Origin of the sequence: Sorangium sp. So ce362 (genome assembly GCF_051519845.1) — a bacterium.
Lineage (GTDB): Bacteria > Myxococcota_A > Polyangia > Polyangiales > Polyangiaceae > Sorangium.
In genome coordinates, this window is sequence record NZ_CP150332.1 from 5,105,624 (window position 1) to 5,130,603 (window position 24,980).

The 24,980-nt window shown below is 74.1% G+C and carries 17 protein-coding genes and 1 pseudogene; 12 read left to right on the top strand and 6 right to left on the bottom strand.

Features of this window, described 5'->3' with window-relative positions; translation table 11 throughout:
• The first annotated feature begins 270 nt into the window (after positions 1–270).
• Complete coding sequence (locus WMF17_RS19830; protein WP_437603637.1) at positions 271–4,686, top strand: protein kinase domain-containing protein; 4,416 nt, start codon at positions 271–273, stop codon at positions 4,684–4,686.
• A gap of 78 nt (positions 4,687–4,764) precedes the next feature.
• Here WMF17_RS19830 and WMF17_RS19835 read toward each other — a convergent pair whose 3' ends face one another.
• Positions 4,765–5,955 (bottom strand): hypothetical protein, encoded by a 1,191-nt coding sequence (locus tag WMF17_RS19835; protein ID WP_437603638.1) that lies wholly within the window; start codon positions 5,953–5,955, stop codon positions 4,765–4,767.
• 410 nt (positions 5,956–6,365) lie between these two features.
• Positions 6,366–9,119 carry a transglycosylase SLT domain-containing protein gene (locus WMF17_RS19840; protein WP_437650719.1) on the bottom strand — a complete coding sequence of 918 codons (2,754 nt, stop codon included), beginning with the start codon at positions 9,117–9,119 and terminating at the stop codon, positions 6,366–6,368.
• Positions 9,120–9,399: 280 nt separating this feature from the next.
• On the opposite strand from WMF17_RS19840, the gene WMF17_RS19845 reads away from it, so the two are divergent.
• The 4 genes and pseudogenes from WMF17_RS19845 to WMF17_RS19860 form a co-directional block, all read left to right on the top strand.
• Positions 9,400–9,882: a MarR family winged helix-turn-helix transcriptional regulator gene (locus WMF17_RS19845; protein ID WP_437603640.1), complete on the top strand. Its 483-nt coding sequence runs from the start codon at positions 9,400–9,402 to the stop codon at positions 9,880–9,882.
• Between the two features lie 346 nt (positions 9,883–10,228).
• The gene (locus WMF17_RS19850; RefSeq protein WP_437603641.1) at positions 10,229–11,395 is read left to right on the top strand and encodes a hypothetical protein; all 1,167 of its coding nucleotides are present in this window, start codon (positions 10,229–10,231) and stop codon (positions 11,393–11,395) included.
• A 189-nt stretch (positions 11,396–11,584) separates the two neighbouring features.
• Complete coding sequence (locus tag WMF17_RS19855; RefSeq protein WP_437603642.1) at positions 11,585–12,382, top strand: CDP-alcohol phosphatidyltransferase family protein; 798 nt, start codon at positions 11,585–11,587, stop codon at positions 12,380–12,382.
• A 221-nt stretch (positions 12,383–12,603) separates the two neighbouring features.
• Positions 12,604–13,236: pseudogene (locus tag WMF17_RS19860) on the top strand (phosphatase PAP2 family protein); the annotation flags it as partial.
• 47 nt (positions 13,237–13,283) lie between these two features.
• Here WMF17_RS19860 and WMF17_RS19865 read toward each other — a convergent pair.
• Positions 13,284–13,994 carry a cob(I)yrinic acid a,c-diamide adenosyltransferase gene (locus WMF17_RS19865; protein WP_437603643.1) on the bottom strand — a complete coding sequence of 237 codons (711 nt, stop codon included), beginning with the start codon at positions 13,992–13,994 and terminating at the stop codon, positions 13,284–13,286.
• 99 nt (positions 13,995–14,093) lie between these two features.
• On the opposite strand from WMF17_RS19865, the gene WMF17_RS19870 reads away from it, so the two are divergent.
• Positions 14,094–15,671: a hypothetical protein gene (locus WMF17_RS19870; RefSeq protein ID WP_437650720.1), complete on the top strand. Its 1,578-nt coding sequence runs from the start codon at positions 14,094–14,096 to the stop codon at positions 15,669–15,671.
• Between the two features lie 75 nt (positions 15,672–15,746).
• The gene (gene moeB, locus WMF17_RS19875) at positions 15,747–16,910 is read left to right on the top strand and encodes a molybdopterin-synthase adenylyltransferase MoeB (protein ID WP_437603645.1); all 1,164 of its coding nucleotides are present in this window, start codon (positions 15,747–15,749) and stop codon (positions 16,908–16,910) included.
• A gap of 91 nt (positions 16,911–17,001) precedes the next feature.
• Here the strand turns inward: moeB and WMF17_RS19880 are convergent, their stop codons facing one another.
• The gene (locus WMF17_RS19880; RefSeq protein ID WP_437603646.1) at positions 17,002–17,334 is read right to left on the bottom strand and encodes a hypothetical protein; all 333 of its coding nucleotides are present in this window, start codon (positions 17,332–17,334) and stop codon (positions 17,002–17,004) included.
• A 267-nt stretch (positions 17,335–17,601) separates the two neighbouring features.
• Here WMF17_RS19880 and WMF17_RS19885 point away from each other — a divergent pair, with 267 nt between their 5' ends.
• The 5 genes from WMF17_RS19885 to WMF17_RS19905 all read left to right on the top strand — a co-directional run bounded on the left by WMF17_RS19885 (position 17,602) and on the right by WMF17_RS19905 (position 22,065).
• Positions 17,602–17,970, top strand: coding sequence for a hypothetical protein (locus WMF17_RS19885; protein WP_437603647.1), 369 nt, complete (start codon positions 17,602–17,604; stop codon positions 17,968–17,970).
• A gap of 199 nt (positions 17,971–18,169) precedes the next feature.
• Positions 18,170–19,186, top strand: coding sequence for a tetratricopeptide repeat protein (locus WMF17_RS19890; RefSeq protein ID WP_437603648.1), 1,017 nt, complete (start codon positions 18,170–18,172; stop codon positions 19,184–19,186).
• Positions 19,187–19,242: 56 nt separating this feature from the next.
• Entirely contained in the window at positions 19,243–20,262 is a 1,020-nt protein-coding gene (locus tag WMF17_RS19895) for a hypothetical protein (protein ID WP_437650721.1), read from the top strand.
• Positions 20,263–20,311: 49 nt separating this feature from the next.
• On the top strand, positions 20,312–20,527 hold the full coding sequence (locus WMF17_RS19900; protein WP_437603650.1) for a hypothetical protein: 216 nt from the start codon (positions 20,312–20,314) through the stop codon (positions 20,525–20,527).
• 62 nt (positions 20,528–20,589) lie between these two features.
• A complete protein-coding gene (locus WMF17_RS19905) occupies positions 20,590–22,065 on the top strand; it encodes a hypothetical protein (protein WP_437603651.1) in 1,476 nt (491 codons plus the stop codon).
• A gap of 6 nt (positions 22,066–22,071) precedes the next feature.
• Here WMF17_RS19905 and WMF17_RS19910 read toward each other — a convergent pair whose 3' ends face one another.
• Positions 22,072–23,946 carry an ArnT family glycosyltransferase gene (locus WMF17_RS19910; protein WP_437650722.1) on the bottom strand — a complete coding sequence of 625 codons (1,875 nt, stop codon included), beginning with the start codon at positions 23,944–23,946 and terminating at the stop codon, positions 22,072–22,074.
• Entirely contained in the window at positions 23,943–24,929 is a 987-nt protein-coding gene (locus WMF17_RS19915) for a hypothetical protein (RefSeq protein ID WP_437650723.1), read from the bottom strand. The genes WMF17_RS19910 and WMF17_RS19915 overlap by 4 nt, the downstream gene beginning before the upstream one ends.
• Positions 24,930–24,980: the final 51 nt, after the last annotated feature.

The window sequence follows — 24,980 nt, forward strand, 5'->3', positions numbered from 1 at the left end:
GGGGCATTGCCCATCAAGCGCGAGGGTATCAGACCTCGTCCTCCCGCACCACGCGCTCAAGCCGAAGTAATCTCGGTTGCATGAATCACCCCCAGCGCACGACGGCGAAGCACGCTGCGCCTCGGGGCGGCAGGGGTGGGCGCCTCTGAGCCCCGGTCAGGCCCCACCCTCGCTGCCGCGGCCGGCCTGAGGCCGCGCGAGCGATCAACCTGAGCCGGCAGCAGCGTTCACGATCCACTCCGGCGGCGTTCGGCTGTAAGAGATGAAGAGATGTCCGCTCGCGATGGATTGCTCGAGGTCGGCGCGCTCGTGGACGGCCGGTATCAGGTGCTCGGCCATCTCGGCAGCGGCGGTCATAGCGTCGTCTACGACGCCCGCCAGATCGTGACCACCCAGCGCGTGGCGCTCAAGCTGCTGCGGCCCGAGGCGCTGCGGCGCTCGCGCGAGTCCGGCTCGCAGGAGGCGCGCTTCGAGCGGGAGATGCAGGTCATCGCCCAGATGAGCCACCCGAACATCGTCCGGCTCCTCGACGCCGGGCGCCTGCCCGAGGGCGAGCTCTACCTGGCGCTGGAGTACGTCGACGGCGAGACGCTGACCGCGCGCTGCCAGCGCACGAAGGGGATCGAGCCGAACGAGGCGAAGCGGCTGATGCTCCAGGTGCTCGACGCCATCGGCTTCGCGCACGAGCGCGGCGTCGTGCACCGCGACCTCAAGCCGCACAACATCATGGTCGCCGGCACAGGCAAGCGGACGCTCGTCAAGGTGCTCGACTTCGGAATCGCCGCGCTCATCGGCGAGGCGCGCTCCGCCGACTACCGCGCGCTCACGCCCACCGGCGAGTTCAACGGGACCCCGGCCTACATGGCCCCGGAGCAGCTCGTGCAGGCCACCCCGACCACGGCGGCGGACATCTACGCATGGGGGCTCACCTTTCTCGAGTGCCTGATCGGCGCGCCCGTGATGCACGAGGCGACGGTCGCCGAGGTCATCTTCCGCCAGCTGAGCCCCGAGCCGGTGCCCATCCCCCGCGCGCTCCGCGGCCACCCCCTCGGCGCGCTGCTCGAGCACGCGACCGCCAAGTCGCCGGCGCACCGCTTCCGGTCCGCCCGCGACGCCTACGAGCAGCTGGAGGGCTGCGACGTGTCGACGATCCCGTGGCCGCTGCCGCGCGACAAGGAGCGCGGCGGCTCGCTGGAGCAGCGGTCGATCGCGACGCGCGCGGTGCACCCGGCCGAGGCGGACCAGGAGACGCAGCTCGTGCCCTCCGAGCCCGAGCCGCCGCCGGGCACGCAGCGCAGGTCTCCCGAGCAGCAGCGGCAGGACGAGCGGCTCGGCGCAGCGCCGACGCTCGCGATCCCGGGCCGCAGCTTCGCGCCCGCCGAGCCGCCGGCGAGGCCGATCCGCAACGCGTCGATCCAGCTCGACACCGCCGAGAGCCCGCAGACGGCTCCGAAGCTCAGTTTCCGCCCGAGCGTCCCGCCCGGGACGCGCCCGGTGACCCTCACCGGCCGCGGCGAGCGCCGCCAGCTCACCGTGCTGGTCTGCGGGCTCGCGAGCGCCGAGCGCATCGCGGACACGGTCGACAGCGAGGCGTTCCACGAGCTCGTGCAGATGTACCAGGCCGCGTGCGCGCAGGTGATCGGGGCGCAGGAGGGGGTGTTCCTCCGCTCGCCCGGCGAGGAGACGGTCGCCTACTTCGGTCATCCGGTGGCGAAGGAGGACGACGCCCTCCGCGCCGTGCAGGCCGCGCTCGATCTTGTCGAGCACATGTCGCACCTGAACGCGCGGGAGCTCGTGTCCGTGCCCCTGTCGGTGCAGGTCGGCGTGCACACCGGGATCGTCGTCGTGGCGGACAGCGACGCCGTGCCATCGCTCGCCGGCCCGACCCTGAACGCCGCGACGCAGCTGAAGGCCCACGCCGAGCCGGGCACGGTGCTCGTCAGCCGCGCCACGCAGAAGCTCATCGAGGGCTATTACTACGTGGACGCGCTCGGCGAGATCAGCCCGAAGGGCGCGCGCCAGCCGCTCGAGGTCTTCGCGGTGCACGGGCGCACCACCGCGCGGGACCGGCTCGACGCGAGGATGCACCAGGGGCTCACCCCGCTCGTCGGGCGGGACAGCGAGCTCGACGAGCTCGCCGCCCGGTGGACGCGGGCCGCAGGCGGCGCCGGGCAGGTCGTGCTGATGACGGGCGAGGCCGGCATCGGCAAATCGCGGAGCGTGCGGGCCTTCCGCGACCGGCTGGCGGGGACGCCGCACCTCTGGCTCGAGGCGCGCTGCTCGCCGCAGCTCCAGAACAGCGCGTTCTATCCGGTGATCGAGCTGCTCAACGCGCTGCTCGCGGGCGACCGCGACCGCGCGAGCACGCTGAGCGGCTCGGCCGCGGTGCCGAGCGAGCGCGGCGAGGCGCTGGAGCAGGGCGGAGGCCGACTCGCCCGGCTGGAGCAGCTGCTCGCCGAGGCGGAGGCGGGGCCGCTCGCCGTGCCGCTGCTCGCCGCGCTGCTGTCGATCCCGACCGAGGGGCGCCACGCCGCGCCGGCGCTCACCCCGCAGCGCCAGCGGCAGGAGACCATCGCCTCGCTCCTGCAGCTCTTCCTCGGGCTCGCCGATCGGCAGCCGCTCGTGCTCACGACCGAGGACCTGCACTGGGCCGATCCGTCGACCCTGGAGCTGCTCGGCCGGCTGATCGACGAAGGGAGGCCGTCGCCGCTGCTGCTGCTCCTGACCGCGCGCCCCACGTTCGCGCCGCCGTGGCCGCTGCGATCGCACTTCACCCAGATCCACCTCGCCCCGCTCAGCGCCGAGCGGATGCAGGCGCTCATCCAGCAGCTGGCCGGCGCCTACGCCACGAGCGGCGCGTCGGCCATCCAGGCCCCGCTTCCGGACGAGGTGCTCCGGACGCTCGCCGAGCGCAGCGACGGCGTCCCGCTGTTCGCCGAGGAGCTCACGCGCATGATCCTCGAGTCGGCCTCCGCCAGGGCGGCCGCAGGCGAGTCGGCCAGCACGCCGAGCGCCTCGCGCGGGTGGATGGGCACGCTCGAGATCCCGACCACCCTCCAGCACTCGCTGACGTCGCGCCTCGACCGCCTCGGCCCGGCGAAGGAGGTCGCACAGCTCGGCGCGGTGTTCGGCCGATCGTTCGGCTACGAGGCGCTCGAGCTCTGCGCGGGCGGCGCGGGCGGCGAGCCGCTCCTCGTGGCGTCGAGCCCGGCGCCGCTGCGCGAGGCGCTCGCGCAGCTCGTCGACGCCGAGCTGCTCTTCCAGCGGGGGCGCCCCCCGCGCGCGACGTACACGTTCAAGCACGCGCTGGTGCAGGACGCGGCCTACCAGTCGCTGCTCCGCAGCACCCGGCAGGTGTACCACGCGCGCATCGCCGCCGTCCTCGCCGAGCGCTTCCCCGGGACGCCGCCCGAGCTGCTCGCGCACCACTACACCGAGGCCGCGCTGCTCGGCCCCGCCATCGCCGCCTGGCAGCGCGCGGGGGAGGCCTCGCTCATCTCGTCCGCGCACGCCGAGGCGATAAGCCACCTCCGCCGCGGGCTCGAGCTCCTCAAGCAGCTGCCTGAGACGAAGGAGCGGACGCGCGACGAGATCACGCTGCAGACGACGCTCGGCGTCCCGCTGATGATCACGCGCGGCTACGCCGCCCCGGAGGTCGAGGCGGCGTACGCGCGCGCGCACGCGCTCTGCCGCGAGGCGGGCTCCTCGCCGCAGCTCTTCCCCGCGCTGTGGGGGCTCTGGATCTTCTTCCACGTCCGCGGCGATTACGCGCTGGCGGAGCAGCACGGCGAGCAGCTGCTCGCGCTCGCCGAGAGCACCGGCGACCCCGGCATCTCGCTGGGCGCTCACCAGGCGCTCGGCGCGACGCGCTTCCTCCGGGGGCACCTCCACGAGGCCCGCGAGCACTTCAACAAGGTGCTCGCGATGTACGACCCCGCGCGTCACCTGCCGCTCGCCTTCCTCTTCGGGCATGACGCCGCGGCGTTCTCGCTGTCGCACCTCGCCTGGATCACGTTCCACCTCGGCGAGCCGGAGCGGGCCAAGGCCTCGATCGACGAGGCGATCGCGCTGTGCGAGGAGCTGAACCAGCCCGTGAGCCGCGGCTTCGTCGAGCACTTCGCCGCCGTGCTGTGCTGCCTGCTCGGCGATCTCGCCGGCGCGGAGGCGCACGCGCTCGTGCTCGGCAAGCTCTCCGAGGAGGTGGGCATGCCCCACTGGGCGGCGCTCAGCCAGATCGATCTCGGCTGGGCGACGGCGGCGCGCGCCGCGCAGGGGCCGGCCGGCGAGGCGGCGCGCGCGCGCTACGCGGAGGGCGCCTCGCGCATCCGCGGCGGACTGACGATGCTGATGGGCGTCGGCAGCCGCGTGTCGCTGACCTACTGGCGATCGGCGCTCATCGAGGCGGAGCTCGGCGCGGGCAACGTCGACGAGGCGAGCGCGCTGCTCGACGACACGCTGGCCTTCGTCGACAAGAGCGACGAGCGCTACTTCGAGGCCGAGCTCTACCGGCTCGCGGGCGAGATCGCGCTCGCTCGCGGCACACCGACCGCCGCGGAGGCGCGGGCGCGCGCCGAGGCCGCCTTCCGGAAGGGGCGCGAGATCGCCGAGCGGCAGGGCGCGCTCGGCCTGGTGACCCCGATCTTCGAGCGCCGCGGAGCGCGAGCCGATGCGGCGGGAGCTCGCTGAAGGAACCGTGAAGGGCAGCGCGCGCGGGGCGGCGCGACGCGGCGGCGGGAGATCCGGCAGGAGCGCCGTCGCGCGGCGCTAGAGATCTCCGTGGCTCGGCGGCGGCACCCGCCACGCGACGATCTCGGCGTGCTGCTCGCGGCTGAAGGGCCGCTCGAGGAGCCGCGGGCAGCACTGCCGCGAGCGGAACAGCTCGAGGATGTAGCTCATGCGCTCGTTCAGGGACGCCCAGTCCTCGGCGCCGCAGCCGTCCGTCGTCTGGTCGTGGGCGTCGTACTCGCGCAGGAGCTCGTAGAGCTCGCGATCCTCGATGGTCGCGAGCTCCGCGCAATGGAGCGGCAGGCCGGGCGGCGCGGGCAGGTCGTGGCCGAGCTCGAGGACCTCGTCCGGGAAGCGCATGGTCATCATCGCCTTCGTCGCGATCAGACGCCAGACCGCCTGCAGCTTCTCGATCTTGTCGAGGACCATGGACTGCAGCGCCTCGGGCAGGTACCGACCGCGCGGGCCGACCGTGTCGATCGTGCAGCGGACGGGCGCGTTGAGCGCCCGCGCGATGTACGTCTGGAGCCGCACCTGCTCGTGCAGCCCGACGCGCGCGTTGGCGAGGAGGATGAGCTCCGCCTTCTTGTCCTGATCCTCCGTGACCATCGCCTCGTGGTAGTGCTCCATGGCGCTGCGGAGCAGCCCCTGCCCCCCCTGCGGAGACGGCCCCAGCTGCAGCCCTTCCAGCAAGGCCGCGAGCTCGGCCTTCCCGGGTCGTGGGCAACCCCGATAGAGCTGGATCATGCGGGCGAACAGCGGCCCGAGCTCCCCGAACACCTTGAGGTTGCCGGCGGCGATGTCCGAGCTCAGCTCGCCGAGGATCCGCTCCGGCAGCTCCAGGAGCCCGATCCCTTGTCCCCACCAGGGCGCGATCAGCTCGATGGCGCTGATGCGCAGCGCGCTCCCTCGCTCGGGCTCACCCAGGCCGCGCCCCCTCAGGATGCGCGGCAGGAGCGCCTCCCGCTGTTCCTCGTCCGAGAGGATCAGCCACCGGAGCACCGACGGCACCTCCTCGTTGCGGATGAACGTCCCTGCAGTCTTGGAGGCCCACGTGGCGAAGGAGCACCAGTGGGCGTTGCCCCCGCCGAGCAGCTTCACGAGCTCGGCGGAGAGCTCGTGGTAGCACTGCGTGATGAGCAGGTTGCGCAGCACCGGCTGGCCCTCCAGCGCGATGATCGCGTGCACCTGGTCGAGCAGCGAAGGCAGCTCGGACGTCTCGGCAGGCATCCCCCTCGCAGCGCCCCGTGCCGAGCGTTCCACGACGCCGCTTCGCGTCGCGCGGGGCGCCGGAAGCGGCGCCTCCGCGGCCAACGAGGCCTCCGCGGCCAACGAGAAGGAGGGCCGATAGGCGGTGTCCTGGAAATGTGCGGCATGTTCGCTCGCTGTTACCGCGGACATCAGCGGCTTTGCAGGGGTCGTCATTCTCCCGTGCTATCTCCAATTGATGCCAGGTGTCCATACCTGTCCATAAGTCCATGGTGAGAAATGCGGGCTGGCACACCGGGTGAGGTTCCAGACGCTGAGTTCGTGCTGGGGAGTTGCTGAACGCGCGGCTCCTCTCGTGCTGGGTTGCGTTGGGTCGCGCGCCGCAGCGCAGCAACGTCCCAGCGTGGTAACGGCGCGCGCGCGGCCGTCGATCACGGAGATGGAGCGGGAGGCGAGGCGGGGGCGGTCGTCGCGAGGGGGGGTGCGCCGCTTTCACCGGGGCCGCCGCGGGGCCAGGTCGTGACGCTCACGCGGCGCTCGCGGGCGAAGGTCCGCGCGACCACGGCCCGCACGTCCGCCGGCTCGACCTCCTCGAGCGCGCGCAAGAGCCGCGGCAGGCTGCCCGGATCGAGCGCGGCGCGCAGCCGCAGATCCGTGATCGGCCGCGGGGACGCAGGCGGCGGCGCGACGGCGGCGCGGCGCGCGAGCACCTTCTCCAGATCGAGCTTGAGCAGCGCCTTCGCGAGCGACAGCTCCTTCCAGGTCGGGCCGGACGTCGCGAGCGACGCGAGCTCGGCGTCGAGGCGCTGCTCCAGCTCGGCGGCGTTGCGCGACGGAGCGGGCGTGAGCTCCACCGCCGCCACGCTCGCCTGCGCGCCGAGCGACAGCCGCCCCGTCACCGCGGACGCGAGCTGCCCCTCGGTCACGAGCGCCTTCGCGAGCCGCGCGACGCGCGGGCCGGTGAGGATCTCCATCGCCACACGGAGCGACGCCTCGTCCGCGCCTCCCTCCGGCGGCGCGATCCAGCCGTAGAGCAGCCGCGGCGCCGGCACCGCGTCCTCGATGACGATCCGCTCCTCGCGGGGGTGCGGCCCGATCGGCCGCTCCGGCTCCGCGACGACGCGCTGCAGCGAACGCGCGAGCGCCTGCTCGACCGCCGCGCGCGAGACGTCGCCCGAGAGCGAGATCGTCGCCTGGGCCGCGGCGCGCTCGCGCCGGAGCGACTCGGTGAGCAGGAGCTCGCTGGCCGCGCCCACGTCGGCGCGCGCCCCGAGCAGGGTGCCCTCGAGCGGGTGACCCGCGGGGAACAGCGCCTCCCCGAGCGAGAGCCATGACGGGCCGTACGGCGTCCGCTCGAGCGCGCGCCGCGAGGCCGCGCTGGCCTGCCTCCTGAGCTCGGCCACGCGCGCCGCGCTCGCCTCGCCGAGCAGCATCCTGAGCCGCGCCGCGACCAGGTCGACGCCGACCTCGAGATCCCGAGGCGGGACGGTGATCGCGACGCGCGCCTCGCTGGCCAGCGCCGGCCCCGCCGCGCCGGCGTCGCTCGCGGATCGCGCCGGGACCGCGACGGACGCGCTGATCGAGACGAGCGGCGCCGCGGGGTCCTCCCGCAGGTCGACCGCGATGCCGCTCGGGAGGCGAAAGCGCTGCACCTGCTCCAGGCCGAGCCCCGCGAGGAGGCCTATCTGCTTCTCGATCGCCGCCTCTCGGCCCTTGAGGGCGCGGCGCGCGCCCGGGCCCTCGGCGCCGTCGAACGGCGACGCCGGGACGAAGCGGCCGCTCCGGATGCCGAGCGGGTCGTCCTCGAAGGCAGGGCGAAAGCCGACGTCGCCGCCGATCATCACGATCGGGAGCTTCGCCTCCAGCGCCTCCGGGTTGCCGAGGAGCGGCATCGGCGCCGGCGCCTGGCCGGGCGGGATGAAGAGCGGGAGCCGGTTCCGGCCGAGCGACACGGGGCGGGGCGGCAGCGACGCGCCGTCCAGCGCGAGCGCGCCGCTCGCGCCGCGCGGCGGCAACGCGGCGGACACGCTCGACAGGCCATCGCCCTCCTCCTCGTCGAGCTCCTCGTGGTCGAGGTACGCCGGGAAGAGGGCCATCGCGCGCGCGACGCGATCCGCGGGGAGCGAGATCAGGTGGTCGACGCGGCCCGGCGGGACGCGGTCGCGCAGGAGCTCGGGGTTGTGCTCGCGCAGCACGGCCGTCGAGATGCCCGCGGCGCGCGCGATGGTGCGGAGCCGCGTCCCCGGCGGCACCGCGACCTCGCCGAGGTCGAGCGACGCGAGCGGCGCGATGTCGGGCAGGTCGAGCCCGAAGCGCGCGCGGTTCGCCGCGACGATCCCGAACGCCACGATCTGCGGCACGTAGTCCGCGGTCTCCTTGGGGATGGCGCCGGCCTGCGCGAGCTCGGCGACGCCGATGGGCCCGCGGGTCTCGGGATCGCGCGCCGCCGCGACCTTCGACAGCGCGCGGAGGACGCCCTCATGGCCGACGTTGTACGCCGCCAGCGCGAGATCCCAGCGGCCGAAGCGCTCGTACAGGTCGCGCAGGTGCGCGGTCGCGGCGTCGGTGGCGCGCGTGAGGCTCATGCGCGCGTCGATCCACTCGGACTGCTCCAGGCCGTAGGCCTCGCCCGTCCTCGGCATGAACTGCCAGAGCCCCGCCGCGCCGGCCGGCGAGACCGCCCGCGGATCGAAGCCGCTCTCCACCGCCGCGACCCAGAGGAGATCCTCCGGGAGGCCCGCCTCGCGGAGCGAGCGCTCGACGATCTCGCGGTACGCGCCGGCGCGCCGGAAGCGGCGCTGGAAGACGGCGCGCCCCTCGGCCGACTGGGCGAAGAAGCGGACGAACCGCATCGTGCGGCGCGTGAGGGGGACGTCCAGATCCGGCATCGCCAGCGTGGCCAGGGCCGCGCCGTCGGGGTCCTCGAGATCCTCGTCCGTCGCGGGCTGGAACTCGCGCACGAGCAGCGCCGTGACGACGGGCGGCGCGTCCCCGGCAGGCGGAGCGCACGCCAGCGCCGGCGCGACATCGGCCGGCGCCCGATCGAGCAGGCCGGGATCACGGAAGGCGCGGTACGCCGCCGAGAAGGACGCGCGCACCGAGGGCGCCTGGCCGACCGCCGCGCCAGAGAGGCAGATCAGCGCGCCGAGCCCGGTCCACAGAGCGGCTCGCCGTGCCCAGCTCATCACCGCCGATCTTGCGCCGAAACCGTCCGCGGGCGCTACGGCAAAGCGCGGAGACGGCGGCGGCGATGTGCGCTGCTCGACGGCGCGCCCCTCCCCGGGCGCGCCGCCCCTGCCCCTCGGCATCGCCGCCCCTCCCCCGCCCCTCCCCCGCCCCTCCCCGCCCGACCCGTCGCTCCCTGCGGCGCGCCTCGCGCCCGCTCCGCGGCCGCTCATTCGCCGGCCGGCCATCCCTGCGGCAGCACTAGCCACCTGCGTCCGGGCGAGCTAGCACGCGTCGACGATGCGCTCGTCTCAAGCCGCCCGTCCTGCAGAGAAGACCTCTCGGCTGGGCGAGGTGCTCGACTTCATGAAGCTCCTGTGGGCCGTCGATCACGGCCTGCAGTCGACGTCGAAGCGCATGGAGGCGAAGATGGGCGTGACGGGTCCGCAGCGGCTCGTCATCCGCATCGTGGGACGCTACCCCGGGATCTCCGCCGGACGGCTCGCCGAGATCATGCAGCTGCACCCGAGCACCCTCACGGGCGTGCTCAAGCGGCTGCAGCAACGCGGCATCATCGAGCGCCGGGTCGATCCGAAGGACGGCCGCCGCGCGCTCCTCGGCCTCACCGCGCGCGGACGCGAGCTCGACAGCCTCCGCACCGGCACGGTGGAGTCGGCCGTGCGGCAGGCCCTCAAGACGATGCCCCGGCGCAAGCTCGAGGCCGCGCAGGATGTGCTCTCGGCCGTCGCCGAGGCGCTGCAGCCGCAGCGGGCCGACGAGTAGCGTCGCCGGCCGGATCAGCGCGCGCGGCGCGCGTTTCAGCCCGGGCAGCGCGGATCGGCGAGCGCCTGGCAGCCGCGACGCGCCGGCGCCGCGTCGCGCGGAGCGAACGGTGCTTCGCGCCGGAGAGCGCAACGCGATCAACGCGAAGCGCACGGCTCCGCCGCGACCGGCCGACCCCGCGGACATCGAACGGAGGAGCAGCGGTCGTCCCGCACGGCAACCCGCTTCCCGCCGTCCCCGAGGCGGCGGGAGGCGCCGCGCCGGACCCGCGAACCGAGGCCTTCGACGCGGCCTCCGCCCGGCGCGCGCCGCGCCGAGGGCCTCTCATCAGCACGACGAGGGAACAATGAAGCACTGGGTTCTTGGCGCGATCAGCGCGGCGGTCCTCGCCGCAGCGTGGGGCTGCGGCTCCGGCGGAGGAAACGGCGGAGCCGACGCGGGAGGCGGCGGCGCAGGGACGGGGGGCGGCGGAGCAGCGACAGGCGGCGGAGGGAGCGGGAGCCAGGCCGCGGCCTGCACGATCACGGCCCGAGGCCTGGAGGTGAGCGGCGGCCGCGGGACCACGCCATCGATCGCATGGACCGGGTCGGGCTTCGCCATCGCCTGGCAGGAGTGCGGCGCCGACGAGGGCGACATCCACCTCGCGGTGGTCGACGCGGACGGCAACAGGCTGAGAGAAGAGGTGATCGAGGCAGGTCCGGGCGTCTCCAGCCACCCGAGCGTCCTCCGCGACGGAGAGGGCTTGCTCGTCCTCTGGCAGGCCGAGGACGGCACGGGCAGCATCGTGCGCGGCCGCCGCGCGACGCTGGAGGGCGTCCCCGACGGCGCCGCCTTCGAGCTGGTCCAGAGCGGCGCGGCCGAGTCCTGGCCCATCGCCGCCGCGGGCCAGGACGGGCTCGTCCTCGCGTGGATGGATGGGAGCGGGTCGCTGCTCGGCTTCCTCGACAGGGGCGCGCTGGGCAACGCGACGCCGCTGGACCAGGCGCAGTTCCCCGCGGTCGCGACCGACGGCGACAGGACGGCCCTGGCCTGGACGCAGGGCGACACGCTCGGCTTCGCCAGGCCGGGCCGGGGGAGCGCGCCGCTCGATCGGATCGCCCACCAGGGCGTCGATGCGAAGCTGACGCGCGTCGCGCTCGGCGGGGACGACGCCTTCGTCGCCTGGGAAGACACCCGCACGGGCACCGAGCAGATCCGCGCGGTCCGGATCTCCGCGCAGAACGAGGTGTCCCCCGAGGCCCTCGTCTCGCGGACCGAAGGCAGCGCGAACTGGCCGGCCCTCGCGTGGACCGGGCGCAACCTGGCCGTCGCGTACTACCAGTTCCGCGACGGCCCCCCGGCCGTCTTCGTGGCGCTGCTGAACCGCGATCTCTCGCCCGCCGGGGTCGACGTCAAGGCGAGCGGCGACGCGCCCGCCCGGTACCCTGCGCTGGCCTGGACGGGCCAGGAGCTCGCCATCGCCTACGCGGAGCAAGACCAGGGCATCCGCCTCTCGCGCGCCAGCTGCAAATAACCGGCGCCGCGCTCGCTCGCGCGCTCCCCGCCGCGTCGCCGCCGCAGGCCGATCGCCCGCGGCGGCGCCGCGGCAGGGGCGCCCGCGGCAGCGCAGGACGGCCGCCCGCGTCGGCCCGGATCGAACCCTGCAACCGCTCCCGGGGTGGCCGTTCTCCCCTGCGCCGTTGCGATCCTAATCTGCACAGCCGTGCTCGGCGCCTACGCCGTGCGCGTCGCGCGCCACGGCCGACCCGCGATGCCGCGGCTCGGCGCGTCCCCGGGGAGCGCGCTGCTCCCGGGCCCCGTGGTCGAGGCCTTCTACTGGTCGTTCCACGCCCCCGCGCGCGCGCTCGTGCGCCTCGGCGTCTCGCCGGACACCCTCACCTACCTCTCGCTCGCCCTGTCGCTCGCCTGCGCCCCGCTGCTCGCGATCGGCCGCTTCCGGGCCGGCGCCGCGCTGCTCATCGCCGGCGCCGTCCTCGACGCGCTCGACGGCATGGTGGCGCGCGAGGGCGGCAAGGCGTCGCGGGCCGGCGCCGTGCTCGACTCGTGCCTCGACCGCGTGTCCGACGCCGCGCCGCTCATCGGCCTCGCCGTCTTCTACCGCGGGCACGCCGTCGCGCTCGCGATCCCGCTCGTCGCCATGGTCGCCTCGTCGCTCGTGAGCTACGCGCGCGCCAAGGCCGACGTCTACCGGATCGCGCTGCCCAACGGGCTGATGCGCCGGCACGAGCGGCTCGCCTACCTCGTCGCGGCGCTCGTCTTCGGCCCGGCCGTTCCGGCCACGCCGCTGACCGGCGCGCATCCCTTCCCGATCACGCTCGCCTGCCTCGCCCTGGTCGCGGGCGTCGGGCTCGCCGCCGGCCTGCGGCTCATGCAGCGGACGCGCGCCGCCCTGGCGGCCGCCGACGCGGCGGAGCTGCCCGGGCCGAGGACGACCGCGCGCCCCGAGGGGGAGCGCCGGCGCCTGCTCGACAGCGGCAAGGCCACGAGCGCGCCGCTCTGATCATGCTCAGGCACGCGCGCGCGCTCTGGGGCCCCCTCTGGTGGCTGCCGGCGCTGCCGTGGGTCGCCTACGCCGCGCTCCTCGCGCGGCGCGGCGCCGCGCGCTGGGACCACCTCGCGGTGGCCGCCCTCGTCGCGACGAGCGCCTACGCGAGCGCGCGCTCGCGGCGGTTCTTCGTGAACGCCCTGCCCTTCTTCCTGCTGTTCCTCGCGTACGACGCCATGAAGCAGCTCGGCGGCAGGCTCGTCGCGCCGGACGACATCCTCGGCTGCGAGCTGCGCTCGGCCGAGCTCGCGCTCTTCGGCGTGGAGATCGGCGGACAGCGGCTCACGCCGGGCGATCTGCTCGCCCGGCTGGAGCGCCCCGCGCTCGATCTGCTCTGCGCCGTCCCGTACGGCGGCTACGTGCTCGTGATGGTGGGGCACTGGCTCCACCTCTACCGGAGCGACGCGCTCGCGGCGCGCCGGTTCGCCTGGCTCGCGTTCACCACGCACCTCCTCGGCATCGTCACGTACCGCCTGCTGCCGGCCGCGCCGCCCTGGTACGTGCGGGCCCACGGGTGCGCGATCGATCCGGCCGCCCAGAGCTCCCCCGCCGCGCTCGTGCGCGTCGACGCGATGCTCGGGATCACCTACTTCCGCGACCTGTACAGCCGCGGCGCGACCGTCTACGGCGCGCTGCCGTCGCTCCACGTCACCTACCCGCTCTACGGGCTGCTCGTGACCTTCCGCGCGGCGAGCGCGCCGTCCCTGGTCGTCCAGCTCGCCTACGCCGTGACCATGCTGTTCGCGGCGCTCTACCTCGACCACCACTGGCTGATCGACGCGCTGCTCGGCTACGCCTACGTCGCGCTCGCGTGGGCGATCATCCTCTGGACCTTGCCCGACCGGGGCGGCCCGGATCAGGCGAGATGTGCCTTGCCGCCGCTCGCCGAGACGTCGGGCTCCCAGAGGAGCTCCGGCGTGCCGAGGAGCGCGGCCGCCCAGCGGCTCCAGACGAAGAGCGCGTCGCTCAGGCGGTTCAGGTAGCCGACCGCCAGCGGATCGGCGTTGCCCCCCTGCGCGAGGCGCACGCAGCAGCGCTCGGCCCGGCGGCACACCGTCCGCGCCACGTGGAGATCCGTGTTGAGCCGCGAGCCGCCCGGGAGGACGAACGAGCGCAGCGGCGCCAGATCGGCCTGGCAGCGGTCCATCTCGGCCTCGAGGAGCTCGATCTCCGCCTGCGTCACGCGGGGCTGCTTCGGGTGCACGTCCTCCGGGAGCGTCGCGAGGATCGAGCCGAGGTTGAAGAGCTCGTGCTGGACGCGGAGCAGCGTGCGCCCGAGGTCCTGGAGCCGCTCGGCGCTCCCGGCGGGCGCGCCCGGGAGGAGCTCGATCAGCGTCTGCCGCGAGGCCCCGATCAGCGCGTTGAGCTCGTCGACCGTGCCGTAGGTCTCGATCCGCGCGTCGTCCTTCGGGACGCGCTGCCCGCCGACGAGCCGGGTCAGCCCGCCGTCCCCCTGCCGCGTGTAGACGCGGTTGATCGTGATCTTTGGCACGCTGAAGACGCGCCCCGCCTTGTCCTCGGCCTCTGCCCGGGGGGCACCCGTCCCGCGCGGTTCGTCGTTGCTCACGGGGATTTCACGTAGAGCGTGCGCGCGCGACGGTCAAGGAACCCCGCCGGAGGGGCGGCATTGACGATCGTCCGGGTGGAGTGGAACAGTCCTTTCCCTATGCGCTCCCCCGGACCGTCGCTCCGTCGTCCGTTTTCCCTCGCCCTCGTCCTCCTCGCCGCGCTCCCCCTCGCGGCCGGCTGCGCCGCCGAGACCGCCGCGCGACCCGCGCCCCAGCCCGCCGTCACGGCGGAGATGGCGCGCATCGCGGAGAGCCAGCGGCACTACGACGAGGCGAGCCGCGCGCTGTCGGACAAGCGGTACCCCGAGGCCCGCGCGCTGCTCGACAAGGCGAGCGGCCTCGGCGTCGACTCGCACCGGTTCCAGATCGGCGAGCTGCGCGAGAAGCTCGACCGGCGCGAGGCGAAGCTCCGGGCCAGCGAGGCCGCCGAGCTGCTCGATCGGCAGGACTGCGAGGGCGCGTTCGCCAGGCTGTCGGCGCGGATCGACGAGCTGAAGAGCGAGGCGTTCACGCAGGAGGCCCGGAAGCTCGTGGCCTCGCAGGCCGTGGCGTGCGCCAGCGGGAAGGTCGACGCGGCGACGACCGCCGGCAAGTTCGCGGACGCGCGCGCGTTCGTCGCGGCGCCGCCGACCAGGACGGTCCTCGGCGACGAGGCGGCCGATCGGCTCGCGGCGGAGCTCGACGCCACGATCACCGAGGCCCTCTACGGACAGATCGAGGCCGACATCACGGCCGGGCGCTGGGCGAGCGGGGTCGAGAAGCTCGACGCCGCCGTCGGGCGGGGGGACGCCTCCGAGGAACAGGGGCGCGCGGTGCTCGCGCGCGTCCGCGCGGCCGCGGCGCCGCGGCTGACCGAGCTCGCCGGCAAGGCGGTCGGCGCGCGGGACGCGGCCGCCACGCTGGAGCAGCTCGACGCGACCCTCGCGCTCCTGCGCTGGGACGCGCTCGCGCCCGACACGACCGATCTGCAAGGGATCAGCGCGGCCGACTTGCCGGGGAGCAGCGCGCTGCCCGAGCCGCTCGCGCGGAAGCGCGCGGCCCTGGCAGCGTGGGTCGAGGCGACGCAGGTCCGGATGAAGCCGATGAAGAAGCCCTCGATGCGCTGGTCCCACGGCACGGTCGCGGTCGCGCCCGCCGCCGACATCGACGGCGAGCCGAAGCGCAGCCTCCCGCCCTCGACCCCCGTCTGGATCCTCGGCCAGACAAAGGATCGCGCCCTGGTGACCGCGGTCGACCCCGGCACGGCCGTGCTCACGGCGGCGCTCGAGGTCGCGATCGGGTGGGTGCCGCTGCCGCGCCTCGCCCCGGAGCCGACCGACGACTGGCTGCCGCCGAACGATCAGCTGAAGGGCGAGCGCGTGTGGGGACCGCTCCGGGAGAAGCAGCCCACCTTCGAGCTCGGCGTCGTGAGCGACGTCCAGGGCGCCGACATCCTCGTCCGGCGGCTCGCGGACGACGTGGAGGTCGAGCTGTCGCGCAAGCAGCTCCGCAGCGCGCGCCTCGCCCCGGGCACGAAGGTGCTCGCCCTCTGCAAGTCCGAGAACGAGATGGCGACGATCATCGACGTGCCGCCCGCCGGCCGCGTCGCGCGCATCGAGTGCGCAGGGGGCATGCAGAAGGAGGAGCCGCTCGCCTCGCTCCGGTCAAGGCCCGATCTCCTGCCCCGCAGCCGCTAGAAAATCCGCCTCCGTCCGTCCGTCGTTGACTCGTAGCGCCACGCACCTAAGTCTCCCTATCTCTGAGGAGCCACGATGCCTACGACCTATAGCGACCTCATCTCCGACGTCCGCAAGTCCATCCGCGAGCTCTCGCTGAGCGAGCTCAAGCGCCGCCTCGACGACAAGGCCCCGATCGTGCTCCTGGATGTGCGCGAGAAGGAGGAGTACCGCGCCGGCTACATCCCGGGCGCGATCTCGATCCCGCGCGGCTTCCTCGAGATGCAGGTGGAGCAGAAGCTGCCGGACAAGGCGGCGCACATCGTGGCCTATTGCGCCGGCGGCACGCGCTCGGCGCTCGCCGCGAAGACGCTCCAGGAGCTCGGCTACACCAACGTGGAGAGCGCCAACCCGGGCTTCGTCCGCTGGAAGGACCTGAGCTACCCGGTCGAGCTGCCGCCCAACCTCACGGAGGCGCAGCGCGACAGGTACTCCCGCCACCTGCTCCTGCCCGAGGTCGGCGAGGCGGGGCAGGCCAAGCTGCTCGCCGCCAAGGTCCTCCTCCTCGGCGCCGGCGGCCTCGGCAGCCCGGCCGCCCTGTACCTGGCCGCCGCCGGCGTCGGGACGATCGGCCTCGTCGACGCCGACGTTGTCGACAACTCGAACCTCCAGCGGCAGATCCTCCACGCGACCTCGCGGGTGGGCATGCCCAAGGTCGACAGCGCCGAGGCGGCGATCCGCGACCTGAACCCCGACGTGAAGGTCGTGAAGTTCCAGGAGCGCGTCGACAGCTCCAACGTCGACCGCATCTTCGACCAGTTCGACATCGTCCTCGACGGGTGCGACAACTTCCCGACCCGCTACCTCGTGAACGACGCCTCGGTCTTCAAGAAGAAGCCGGTCGTGCACGGCTCGATCTTCCGCTTCGAGGGCCAGGTGACGACGTTCCTGCCGGGCGTCGGCCCCTGCTACCGGTGCCTCTATCCCGAGCCGCCGCCCCCGCACCTCGCGCCGAGCTGCCAGGAGGCGGGCGTGCTCGGGATCCTCCCTGGGCTCGTCGGCATGATCCAGGCGACCGAGGTGGTGAAGCTGATCCTCGGCCAGGGGACGCCCCTCATCGGCCGGCTCCTCACGTACGACTCGCTGCGGATGAAGTTCGGCGAGCTCAAGCTGCGCCGCGACAAGACCTGCCCGGCGTGCGGCGAGTCGCCGACCATCACGAGCTACATCGACTACGAAGGCTTCTGCATGATCGGCTGATCGGCGCGCTCTGGGCGGCGCGGGCGGCACGACGACCGAGCGCCCCGCGCCGCCCGCGCCGCCGCGCCGTCCGGCGAGGCCCTCCGCGATGTCACGAGGGGTACTGGACCACGGTGCTCTTCTCGGGCCGCTCGATGCGCTCCACGCGGCTCGTCACGACCTGCCGCTCCTGCCCATCGGGGTCCATCTGGGTGAAGTAGATGGGGGCGCCGACGCGCGCGTTCTGCGGCTCCGGGATCACGATCCCGTTCGGGTTGATCCGGACCGCGCCCTGGAGCTTCAGGTGCAGCGCGAGGTGGGCCGACCTGAACTTCCGCGCGGCCCGATCGCGCACGGCGACGCAGATCTCGTCGCGGACGTGATACTCGGTGTTGCGGGTGATGAAGACCCGGTGCCTGCGGCGGTCGTTGCCCGTGTAGCTCATGGTCGCTCCTTCGCGCCCTTCGGCGCGACGCGCATCCTGGCAAGGCGCGACGCACGTGGCCAAATTCGTCGCCGCCGCGCGGCCCCGGCGTCCCGCACACAATCGCGTGCCGCAGCAACTTTGTGCGGATCTCCGCGCGCTTCTGGGAATGCCGAGCGCGTCGGTGCCACGATCGCGATCTCAATGCCGCACAGCGAGCGTCTCCCCGGTCCCGGTCTGGCGAAGGTCAGGCGACCGCCTCTTTTCCAGCGGCGGCGCGTCGAGCTCGTGACCTGCTCGGCGGGGCGCCTCCACGCGCTGTTCGACGACGCCGACGTGGTGAGCGAGGGGAGCACCCGGAACGAGGGGGGCGCGCTCGTGTACTACGGGTCGACCAGCGTGCTCGTCGCGCTGCCGCCGGACGTGCCGCTCGCGGCGCCGCTCGACCGGGCGCTCGCGCTCGACCCTCACCTCCGGCTGCGGGCGCTCCGTGTCGCGCAGCGCGAGGCGGCCGCGCGCGCGGGGGGCCCGCTCGGGCCGCTGCACGCCGAGATCCGCTGCGGGCTCGCGCCGCGCGCGGCGGCGGTCGTGTTCGCGTTGACCGTGGACGTCATGGCGCGCGTGCTGGTCACCACCGACAGGACGGCGCACGCGTGATCGCCATGCCAAGCAAAGCTGCCCCCCTCGCACCGCTCGCCGTCGCGCCGCCGCGGCGAGCGCTCGCGATGTCCGCTGTGTCCCCTCTTGACGCGCGTGTCCACGTGGAGAACGGGAGCACTCCGGCGCGAGGCGGGGTACGCTCCCCGCGGCGCGCTCAGCCTCTGCCGATCCTCGGCGCGGAGCCCGCGACGCTGCGATGAGCAAGAAGGACCTTTCCGCCTCCGGCGATTCCGACAAGGTGATCCACGTCGTGTTCGGCCCCGGCGGGGGGCGGGTGTCGGAGCCCCCGCCCGCCCCGCGGACCGGCGAGCCGGAGGCGCCGCAGCCTGCGCCGGGCGCGCGCGAGCCGGTCACCGACATGTTCACCGGCACGGAGGTCGGGCGGCTGCTCGGCATCTCGCCCGGGCGACTGCGCTCGCTCGATCGCGCCGGCATCGCGTCGCCGAGCGGCCGCCGGCAAGGGCGGCGCGCGTACACCTTCTCGGATCTGATCGCCCTGCGCGCCGCGCGCGATCTCATCGCCCGCAAGGTGCGCCTGCGCGACGTCGCGCGGGCGATCGGCAACATCCGCGCCGCGCTCCCCAAGGTGACGCGCCCCCTCGCCGAGCTCCGCGTCGCCTTCGACGGCAAGGCGGTCGTGGTCCGGGGCGCGTCGGGCGCGTTCGAGCCGCTCACCGGGCAGATGGTGCTCGACTTCGAGGTGAAGGAGCTGCGCGACGACGTCGTGCGCGTGCTCCGCCCGAAGGTCGGCAGGGATCGCGCGCGCACGGCCTACGATCTCTACATGCAGGCCAGCCAGCTCGACGAGGATCCGGCGACGATGGATGAGGCCGAGGCGCTCTACCGCCGCGCGCTCGAGATCGATCCCTGGCTGGCCATCGCGTACACGAACCTCGGCAACATCTGCTTCCGGCGCAACGCCGAGGAGCAGGCCGAGGCGCTCTACATGAAGGCGCTCGAGCTCGACGCGGCCCAGCCGGAGGCGCAGTACAACCTCGGCTACGTCATGCTGGAGCGCGGCCGCGCGCCCGAGGCGATCCGGTACTTCCGCGGCGCGATCGAGAGCGATCCGCGCTTCGCGGACGCCTATTACAACCTCGCGATGGCGTACGAGCAGATCGGCGATCCGACGAAGGCGCGCCCGTGCTGGCGGAGGTACCTGGAGATCGAGCCGACCGGCACGTGGGCCGAGATCGCGCGCCGGCACCTCTGAGCCGCGCGCCGCGGGTTGGACCTGGAGGCCCTCTTTTCCGGCATACTGCGGGCCTCATGGATCAGCAGGGCGCACCGCTCGGCGCGGCAAACCACCCCCCTGGCGGCTATCCGCCGGGAGGAGGCCCACCGGGCGGCCACGGCCCTCCTCCCGGCGGCCACGGTCCTCCGGGCGGCCACGATCCCCCCGGCGGCCACGGTCCTCCGGGCGGCTACGGCCCTCCTCCCGGCGGCTACGGTGGTCCGCCTCCGCACGCGTTCGGCGCCTCTCCGGGGGGCTTCGGCGGCGCGCCGCTCAGGCCTCCGCCGAGGCGGTCGAACCTCGGGCTGATCCTCGGCATCGGCTGCGGAGCTGTCTTCCTGCTCTGCATCCTCGCCGGCGCGGTGGTCATCTATTTCTCCACGGGCGTCACCGCCCGCGAGATCGCCAGGCTGCCTGAGCCGCTGCCCACGGCCCCGACCGCCGACCGCCCCGTCGACGCGGCCGCGGAGCGAGGCGTGCACCGCGCCGAGATCCGCGATCTCCGGACCTTCGCCGCGCGCGCCGGCAAGCTCCAGCATTTCGTCGGCGAGATCCACAACACCGGGACGGTCGCCATCGGCTCCCCGAGCGCGAAGGTGACGCTCTACGACGCCGGCAACGTCGCCCTCCTGAGCGGCGACTGCGCGACCCAGGTGCGCCTCTTGCCGCCGGGCGAGAAGGTCCCGTGCGCGTTCGCGTCGCAGCGTCCCCCCGGGCTCGCCGCGTTCAAGGCCGAGATCGCCCCCGCGGCCCCGTCGTTCCGGGGGAAGCTGGCCAAGCTCAGCATCGCGGACACGAAGTTCACGCCGACGCGCGGGCAGAGCCCGTACCAGGTGGCGGGCAGGATCACGAACGAGTCCACCTTCACGGCCCGGTCCGTGCTCGCGATCGTCTCGCTTTACGGCGCCGACGGGAAGATCGTCAGCGTCGGTCAGATCGCCGTGGCGGGCGGCGATCTCGCCCCGTCGGCGAGCGGCGACTTCGCGGCGAGCATCGTGGATGTCGCCGACGCGCCCGCGACGTGGCAGGTCTTGGCGGTCGGATACAGCGAGTGAGCGCGAGCGGCTGTCGCGGCGCGCTCCAACCGATGGAGAGGTGAATGAGATGAGCGACGTGGGATCGGCCCGGCGGGCCAAGGACGAGCTCAAGGCCAAGATCGCCGGCGAGCCGTGGTGTGTTGGCGTCGGGGTAGAGCGAGAGGACGGGGTCGGCTTCATCGTCCGCGTCAGCGTCCGGTCGGGAGGGGCTGCGGCAGCGCGCGCGGCCATCCCGGAGCGGATCGGCGGCGTGCTGATCAAGGTGATCGAGAACGACCCCTGAGCACGGCCGATCCGCGCTCTCCGTATCGCCAGGCCGCGCAAAACGTGTAAGCTGCGCGCCTCGTGAACGAGCGCAATCTCTCCCGCCGACTTTCCACGAGCATCGTTGATGCGCTGAAGGCTCACGGACACATCCTGGTGGCCAGGGGCGGCGCGACCGCGCTCGCGCGCGAGCTCGAGGACAAGATGTCCGCGGACATCGCGGCTATCGCTCCCCGGCTCGATCCGTACGCCCTCGTCGACGGAGAGGTCACGACCACGTTTGGCACCGACGAGCTCGACGACCGGGTCGAGGAGCTCGTCGCGAGCCTCACGAGCACGCTGATGGAGTCCGAGCACGTCGAGGACATCTTCACCGAGGACAACGTGATCAAGCGCGACGTCTTCCGGGTGATGCGCGACGCGCTGCTCGGTCCGCGGCCCGAGCTCGGCATCGAGGACGACGGTCCGGTGCAGGTGCGGCTGGACACGCTCGGGTACGTCGCCTCGACCGTCGGCAAGCGCGCGCCGGTGGAGGTCTTGCGCGAGTCGCTGACGCGCGCGGCCCAGAGCGCCGGCGGCAAGCTGACGGCCTACGATGCCGAGCTCCGCGAGGCGACGTTCTCGCTGGAGAGCAGCGACCCCGACGCCCGGCTCGAGATCGAGGAGGCCGTGGCCGACGAGCTCTCCGATCTCGTCGAGGCGAGGGTGGTGACGCTCCCGATGATGGAGCGCCGCTTCGAGCTGCAGCGCAGGATCGACCCCGGAGCGCGCGGCGGCCTGCGCCAGCGGATCGACGCCATCGCCTCGAGGATGCTGCGCGAGGGCGGCTGCGCCGCGTCGTGGGAGCTCGCGGGCGACCGCGTCCTCAGGCTCAAGCTCACCCCGCTGTCCGAGCAGGACGCGCTCGAGGTCGACAGCCACATGACGGAGCTCACGCACGAGATCGGGGCGCTGCTCGGCGAGCCGCTCGACGAGCTCGGCGCGACGGGCCCCTCGGCCATCGCTCCGCTGCGCGGCGATGCCCCCGCCTCGCGGCGCCGCGAGCCTCCGCCGCAGCCGGCGGGCGCGGAGGACGACGACCTCGAGGACGAGGATCTCGACGACGAGGGCCTCGACGACGAGGACGAGGGCCTCGACGACGAGGACGAAGGCCTCGACGACGAGGACGTCGAGGACGAGGCGGACGACGATGACGCCCTCGAGGACGAGGATCTCGAGGGCGAGGCGGACGAGGACGAGGCGCCCTCGAAGGGGCTCGCCGCGCGCGGGAAGCCTCGCAAGCCGGCCGAGCCCGAGGTGGAGCGGCCCGCGTCGAGCAAGCCCAAGGCCGCGGCGGTCCGGGCCGCGAAGAAGGAGCCGGCCAAGAAGGCTGCCGCCGCGACGAATGGCGCCGCGACGAAGAAGGCGCCCGCCTCGGCGGAGAGGGCCGCGACGGGGAAGACCGCGGCGAGCGCCGCGAAGAAGGCGGCGAAGGCTCCGGCGAAGAAGGCCGCGCCCGCTTCCACGAAGAAGCCGGCGAAGGCTCCGGCGAAGAAGGCCGCGGCGAAGAAGCGCTGATCGCGCTCAGCGGGCCCGGTGGTTCCGGTAGACAAGGATCACCGGCACGCCATCGAGCCCGGCGACGTGATCCGGGCTCGTGGTCCCGAACGCGACCCACGCCTGGTACGCCTGCCCGAGCATGTGCTTCTCGTGGTGGTAGAGGGCGAAGTCCGCGTCCGCGACCGCCCCCACCCCGCGGATGTCCTTTCGCAGCCGCCCGTCGCGCAGCAGCATGTCCCACGCCTGGCCGGCGGTGTCGTGGATGTACACCGTCCCCCGGGGCGGGACGTGCTCGTTGAGGTAGTCCACGACCGCGCCCGTCGTGTAGCCCCAGAAGGAGCGGTTCAGCCCGAGGCTCGCCCCGCCGGGCGCGCCGCCGACCAGCGGCGTGTAGCTCGAGAGCGCCCACGGATGCGCGTGCAGCGTCTCGGCGATGGGCGCCGCGATCACCGCCGCCCCGAGCAGCGCCGGGACGAGGGGCCCGCGCGCCGCACGCGCGAGCGCGGCCCCCTGCGCCCCGCGCGCGGCGACGCCGGACGGCGCGCCGGCGCCGCGCCGGGCGAGGAGCAGCGCGCGGAGCCCGACGCGCGCGCGCCTCACCGCGGCGGAGAACGCGGCCCCGGCGAACAGGGCGATGAACGGGTAGGCCGTCATCCAGTGCTTCGTGCCGCCGAAGATCGGCGTGCTCGGGGAGAGCCACGCGCCGTAGACGGCGGCGATGGCGAGGAACCAGAGGAGCGCCGTGCCGCCGGGGTCGTGCGACGGCGGCCGGAGCCGCGCGGCGAGCGCGCGCGCCGCGGCGAGCGCGGGCCTCCCGCTGGCCGGGGCGAGCCGCGCCGCCGCGCGCGCGAGCGGGTAGAGCAGGCGCTCGCGCGCGGCCGCGCACAGCCCCGCGACGAAGAGGCAGAGCGTCACGACGGGCACCGTCGCCGCCGTCATCACGGGCGCGTAGGCCCTCGGCATCGGCGGCGTCCAGTAGTTCCGGCCGAGGAACTCCATGTTGTAGTAATCGTGGTTCAGGTGGAACGACGCGTACTCGCGCAGGCGCGGGAGCGGTTCGCGCCAGATCCACGGCCAGAGCGCGTAGAAGACGAGGGGGCCGATCGTCGCCATCGCGGCGAGCGCGGCGACCGATCGCCGGGCCCCTCGCGGTGGCTCCGGCGCCGCGGCGGGGGCGTTCGCCGGCGCGGCCTCCGCCTCCAGCGCGGCCTCCGCCCTCGACGGGTGCGCGACGATCCGCTCCCTGAGCTCCAGGGCGACGGCGTGCGTGACGCAGACGATCGGCAAAAACCACGAGTTGTGCTTCGTGTCGAGCGCGAGGCCGAAGGTGATGCCGGTGAGCACGGGCCACAGCGCGCCGCCTTCCCGCAGCGAGCGCCAGTACGCATACGCGCACAGGGCCCAGACGGTCACGATCGGCGCGTCGAAGCACGCGAGGTGCGCGTGGTAAAAGTACCGCGGCAGCATCGCGAAGAGCACGGCCGCGGACGCGCCGGCGAGCCGATCGCGCGCCTGCGTGCCCCAGAGGTACACGAGCGCGACGCCTGCGCCCGAGAGGACCATCGCGGGGAAGCGGTAGCTCGTCCCCTCCATGTCGAAGAGCCCGAGCCGCTTCTGCAGGAGCAGGTTCGACAGCGCGAAGAGCGACTTGATGAGGCCGGGGTGCTCGTGGTTCACCGACCACGCCGCGTCGACGATCGCCGGATCGAGCGCGGCGCGCGGCGCCTCGATCAGCGCCTGGAACCACGCGCCGTAGCGGCTCGCGGCGTGGAAGTAGAACCCCTCGTCGCGCGCGTAGCCGAGATCGCCCGCGGTCGCGAGCAGGAGGGCGACGTACGCCGCCGCGAACGCGAGCGCGATCAGGCCGTCGGCGGGCGCGAGGGGCGCCGTTCGCTTCATCGGGTATCTGCCTCGAAGCAGTAGTGGCGGTGCGTGTAGTCCGCGGACCGCACGGCGAGCTCCACCTCGGCGCTGGCCGCGCCCGCGTGGGCGCCGAGCGGGAACTCGAACGCCGCCCACCCGTCGCCGTCGGCGTGCGTCGCCTCGCCCACGGTCTCGCCGTTCACGCGCACCGACAGCGTGACCGGCGCGCCGCGCCGCTCGCGCTCGATGATCCAGTACATGCCCGCGTGCCCCCGGATCACCGAGCCGAGCGGGACGTCGCGGAAGCGCGTCACGATCTCGCCGTCCCTCGGCGGGTGCGACCAGATGCACCGGCGAGGGCGGAACTCCTCGTCCGCGATCACCGTGACCCCCACGTTGAAGAACGGGCCGCCGGGGCACTCGAAGCGCTCGGCGGGGAACGTCGGGTGGCCGCCGAGGCCCCCGGCGGCCACCCGCGCGCGCGGATTCCAGCGGCACGCGGCCGGCGGATCCGTCACGCGCACGTCGGCCGACGCCGGCGCGATGTGATCGACGAAGTCGTAGACGACGCGCGCGGGCGCCGGGTTCACGAGGCGCCGGAGCACGAAGCGGCCGTGCTCCTGCCGCGCCTCCTCGCGGAAGCCCGCGAGCTCCTCGGCGCGCTGCCCGAGGACGCTGATCTCGACGGCGGCCGCGTAGCGGCTCTCGTCGGGCCGGGCCGCGTCGCGCAGCGGCATCAGCTCGTCCCCGAGCGCGCGGCGCGCCGCCGGATCCGCCCACGCGGGCGCCACGACCACGAGGTCCCCGGGCTGCTTCATCGCCGCGAGGGGCGCCTTCACCTCGCGCCACGCGTCGAACGCCGGAGCCCTCTCGCTGAAGTGGACGTGCATCGCGAGCTCGCCGAGGCCGAGCGCGGGGAGGCCGACGAGCGCGAGCAGGCCCAGGGCGCGGAGCCGCCCGCGCGCGCTCTTCGATCTGCGCGCGGGCGGGGTCGTCTGGTGCGGTTGCGCTGGGGTCATGGGGCCCTCCAGGCGAGCCGTGGGTTCCTGCCGGCGGCCTTCGCCACCGGG

Coding starts and splice junctions, on each gene's coding strand:
- WMF17_RS19830 (WP_437603637.1), top strand. CDS start 271: ATGTCCGCTCGCGATGGATTGCTCGAGGTCGGCGCGCTCGTGGACGGC.
- WMF17_RS19915 (WP_437650723.1), bottom strand. CDS start 24,929: ATGACCCCAGCGCAACCGCACCAGACGACCCCGCCCGCGCGCAGATCG.
- moeB (WP_437603645.1), top strand. CDS start 15,747: ATGCCTACGACCTATAGCGACCTCATCTCCGACGTCCGCAAGTCCATC.
- WMF17_RS19900 (WP_437603650.1), top strand. CDS start 20,312: ATGAGCGACGTGGGATCGGCCCGGCGGGCCAAGGACGAGCTCAAGGCC.
- WMF17_RS19880 (WP_437603646.1), bottom strand. CDS start 17,334: ATGAGCTACACGGGCAACGACCGCCGCAGGCACCGGGTCTTCATCACC.
- WMF17_RS19850 (WP_437603641.1), top strand. CDS start 10,229: ATGAAGCACTGGGTTCTTGGCGCGATCAGCGCGGCGGTCCTCGCCGCA.
- WMF17_RS19890 (WP_437603648.1), top strand. CDS start 18,170: ATGAGCAAGAAGGACCTTTCCGCCTCCGGCGATTCCGACAAGGTGATC.
- WMF17_RS19870 (WP_437650720.1), top strand. CDS start 14,094: ATGCGCTCCCCCGGACCGTCGCTCCGTCGTCCGTTTTCCCTCGCCCTC.
- WMF17_RS19845 (WP_437603640.1), top strand. CDS start 9,400: ATGCGCTCGTCTCAAGCCGCCCGTCCTGCAGAGAAGACCTCTCGGCTG.
- WMF17_RS19910 (WP_437650722.1), bottom strand. CDS start 23,946: ATGAAGCGAACGGCGCCCCTCGCGCCCGCCGACGGCCTGATCGCGCTC.
- WMF17_RS19840 (WP_437650719.1), bottom strand. CDS start 9,119: ATGAGCTGGGCACGGCGAGCCGCTCTGTGGACCGGGCTCGGCGCGCTG.
- WMF17_RS19895 (WP_437650721.1), top strand. CDS start 19,243: ATGGATCAGCAGGGCGCACCGCTCGGCGCGGCAAACCACCCCCCTGGC.
- WMF17_RS19835 (WP_437603638.1), bottom strand. CDS start 5,955: ATGCCTGCCGAGACGTCCGAGCTGCCTTCGCTGCTCGACCAGGTGCAC.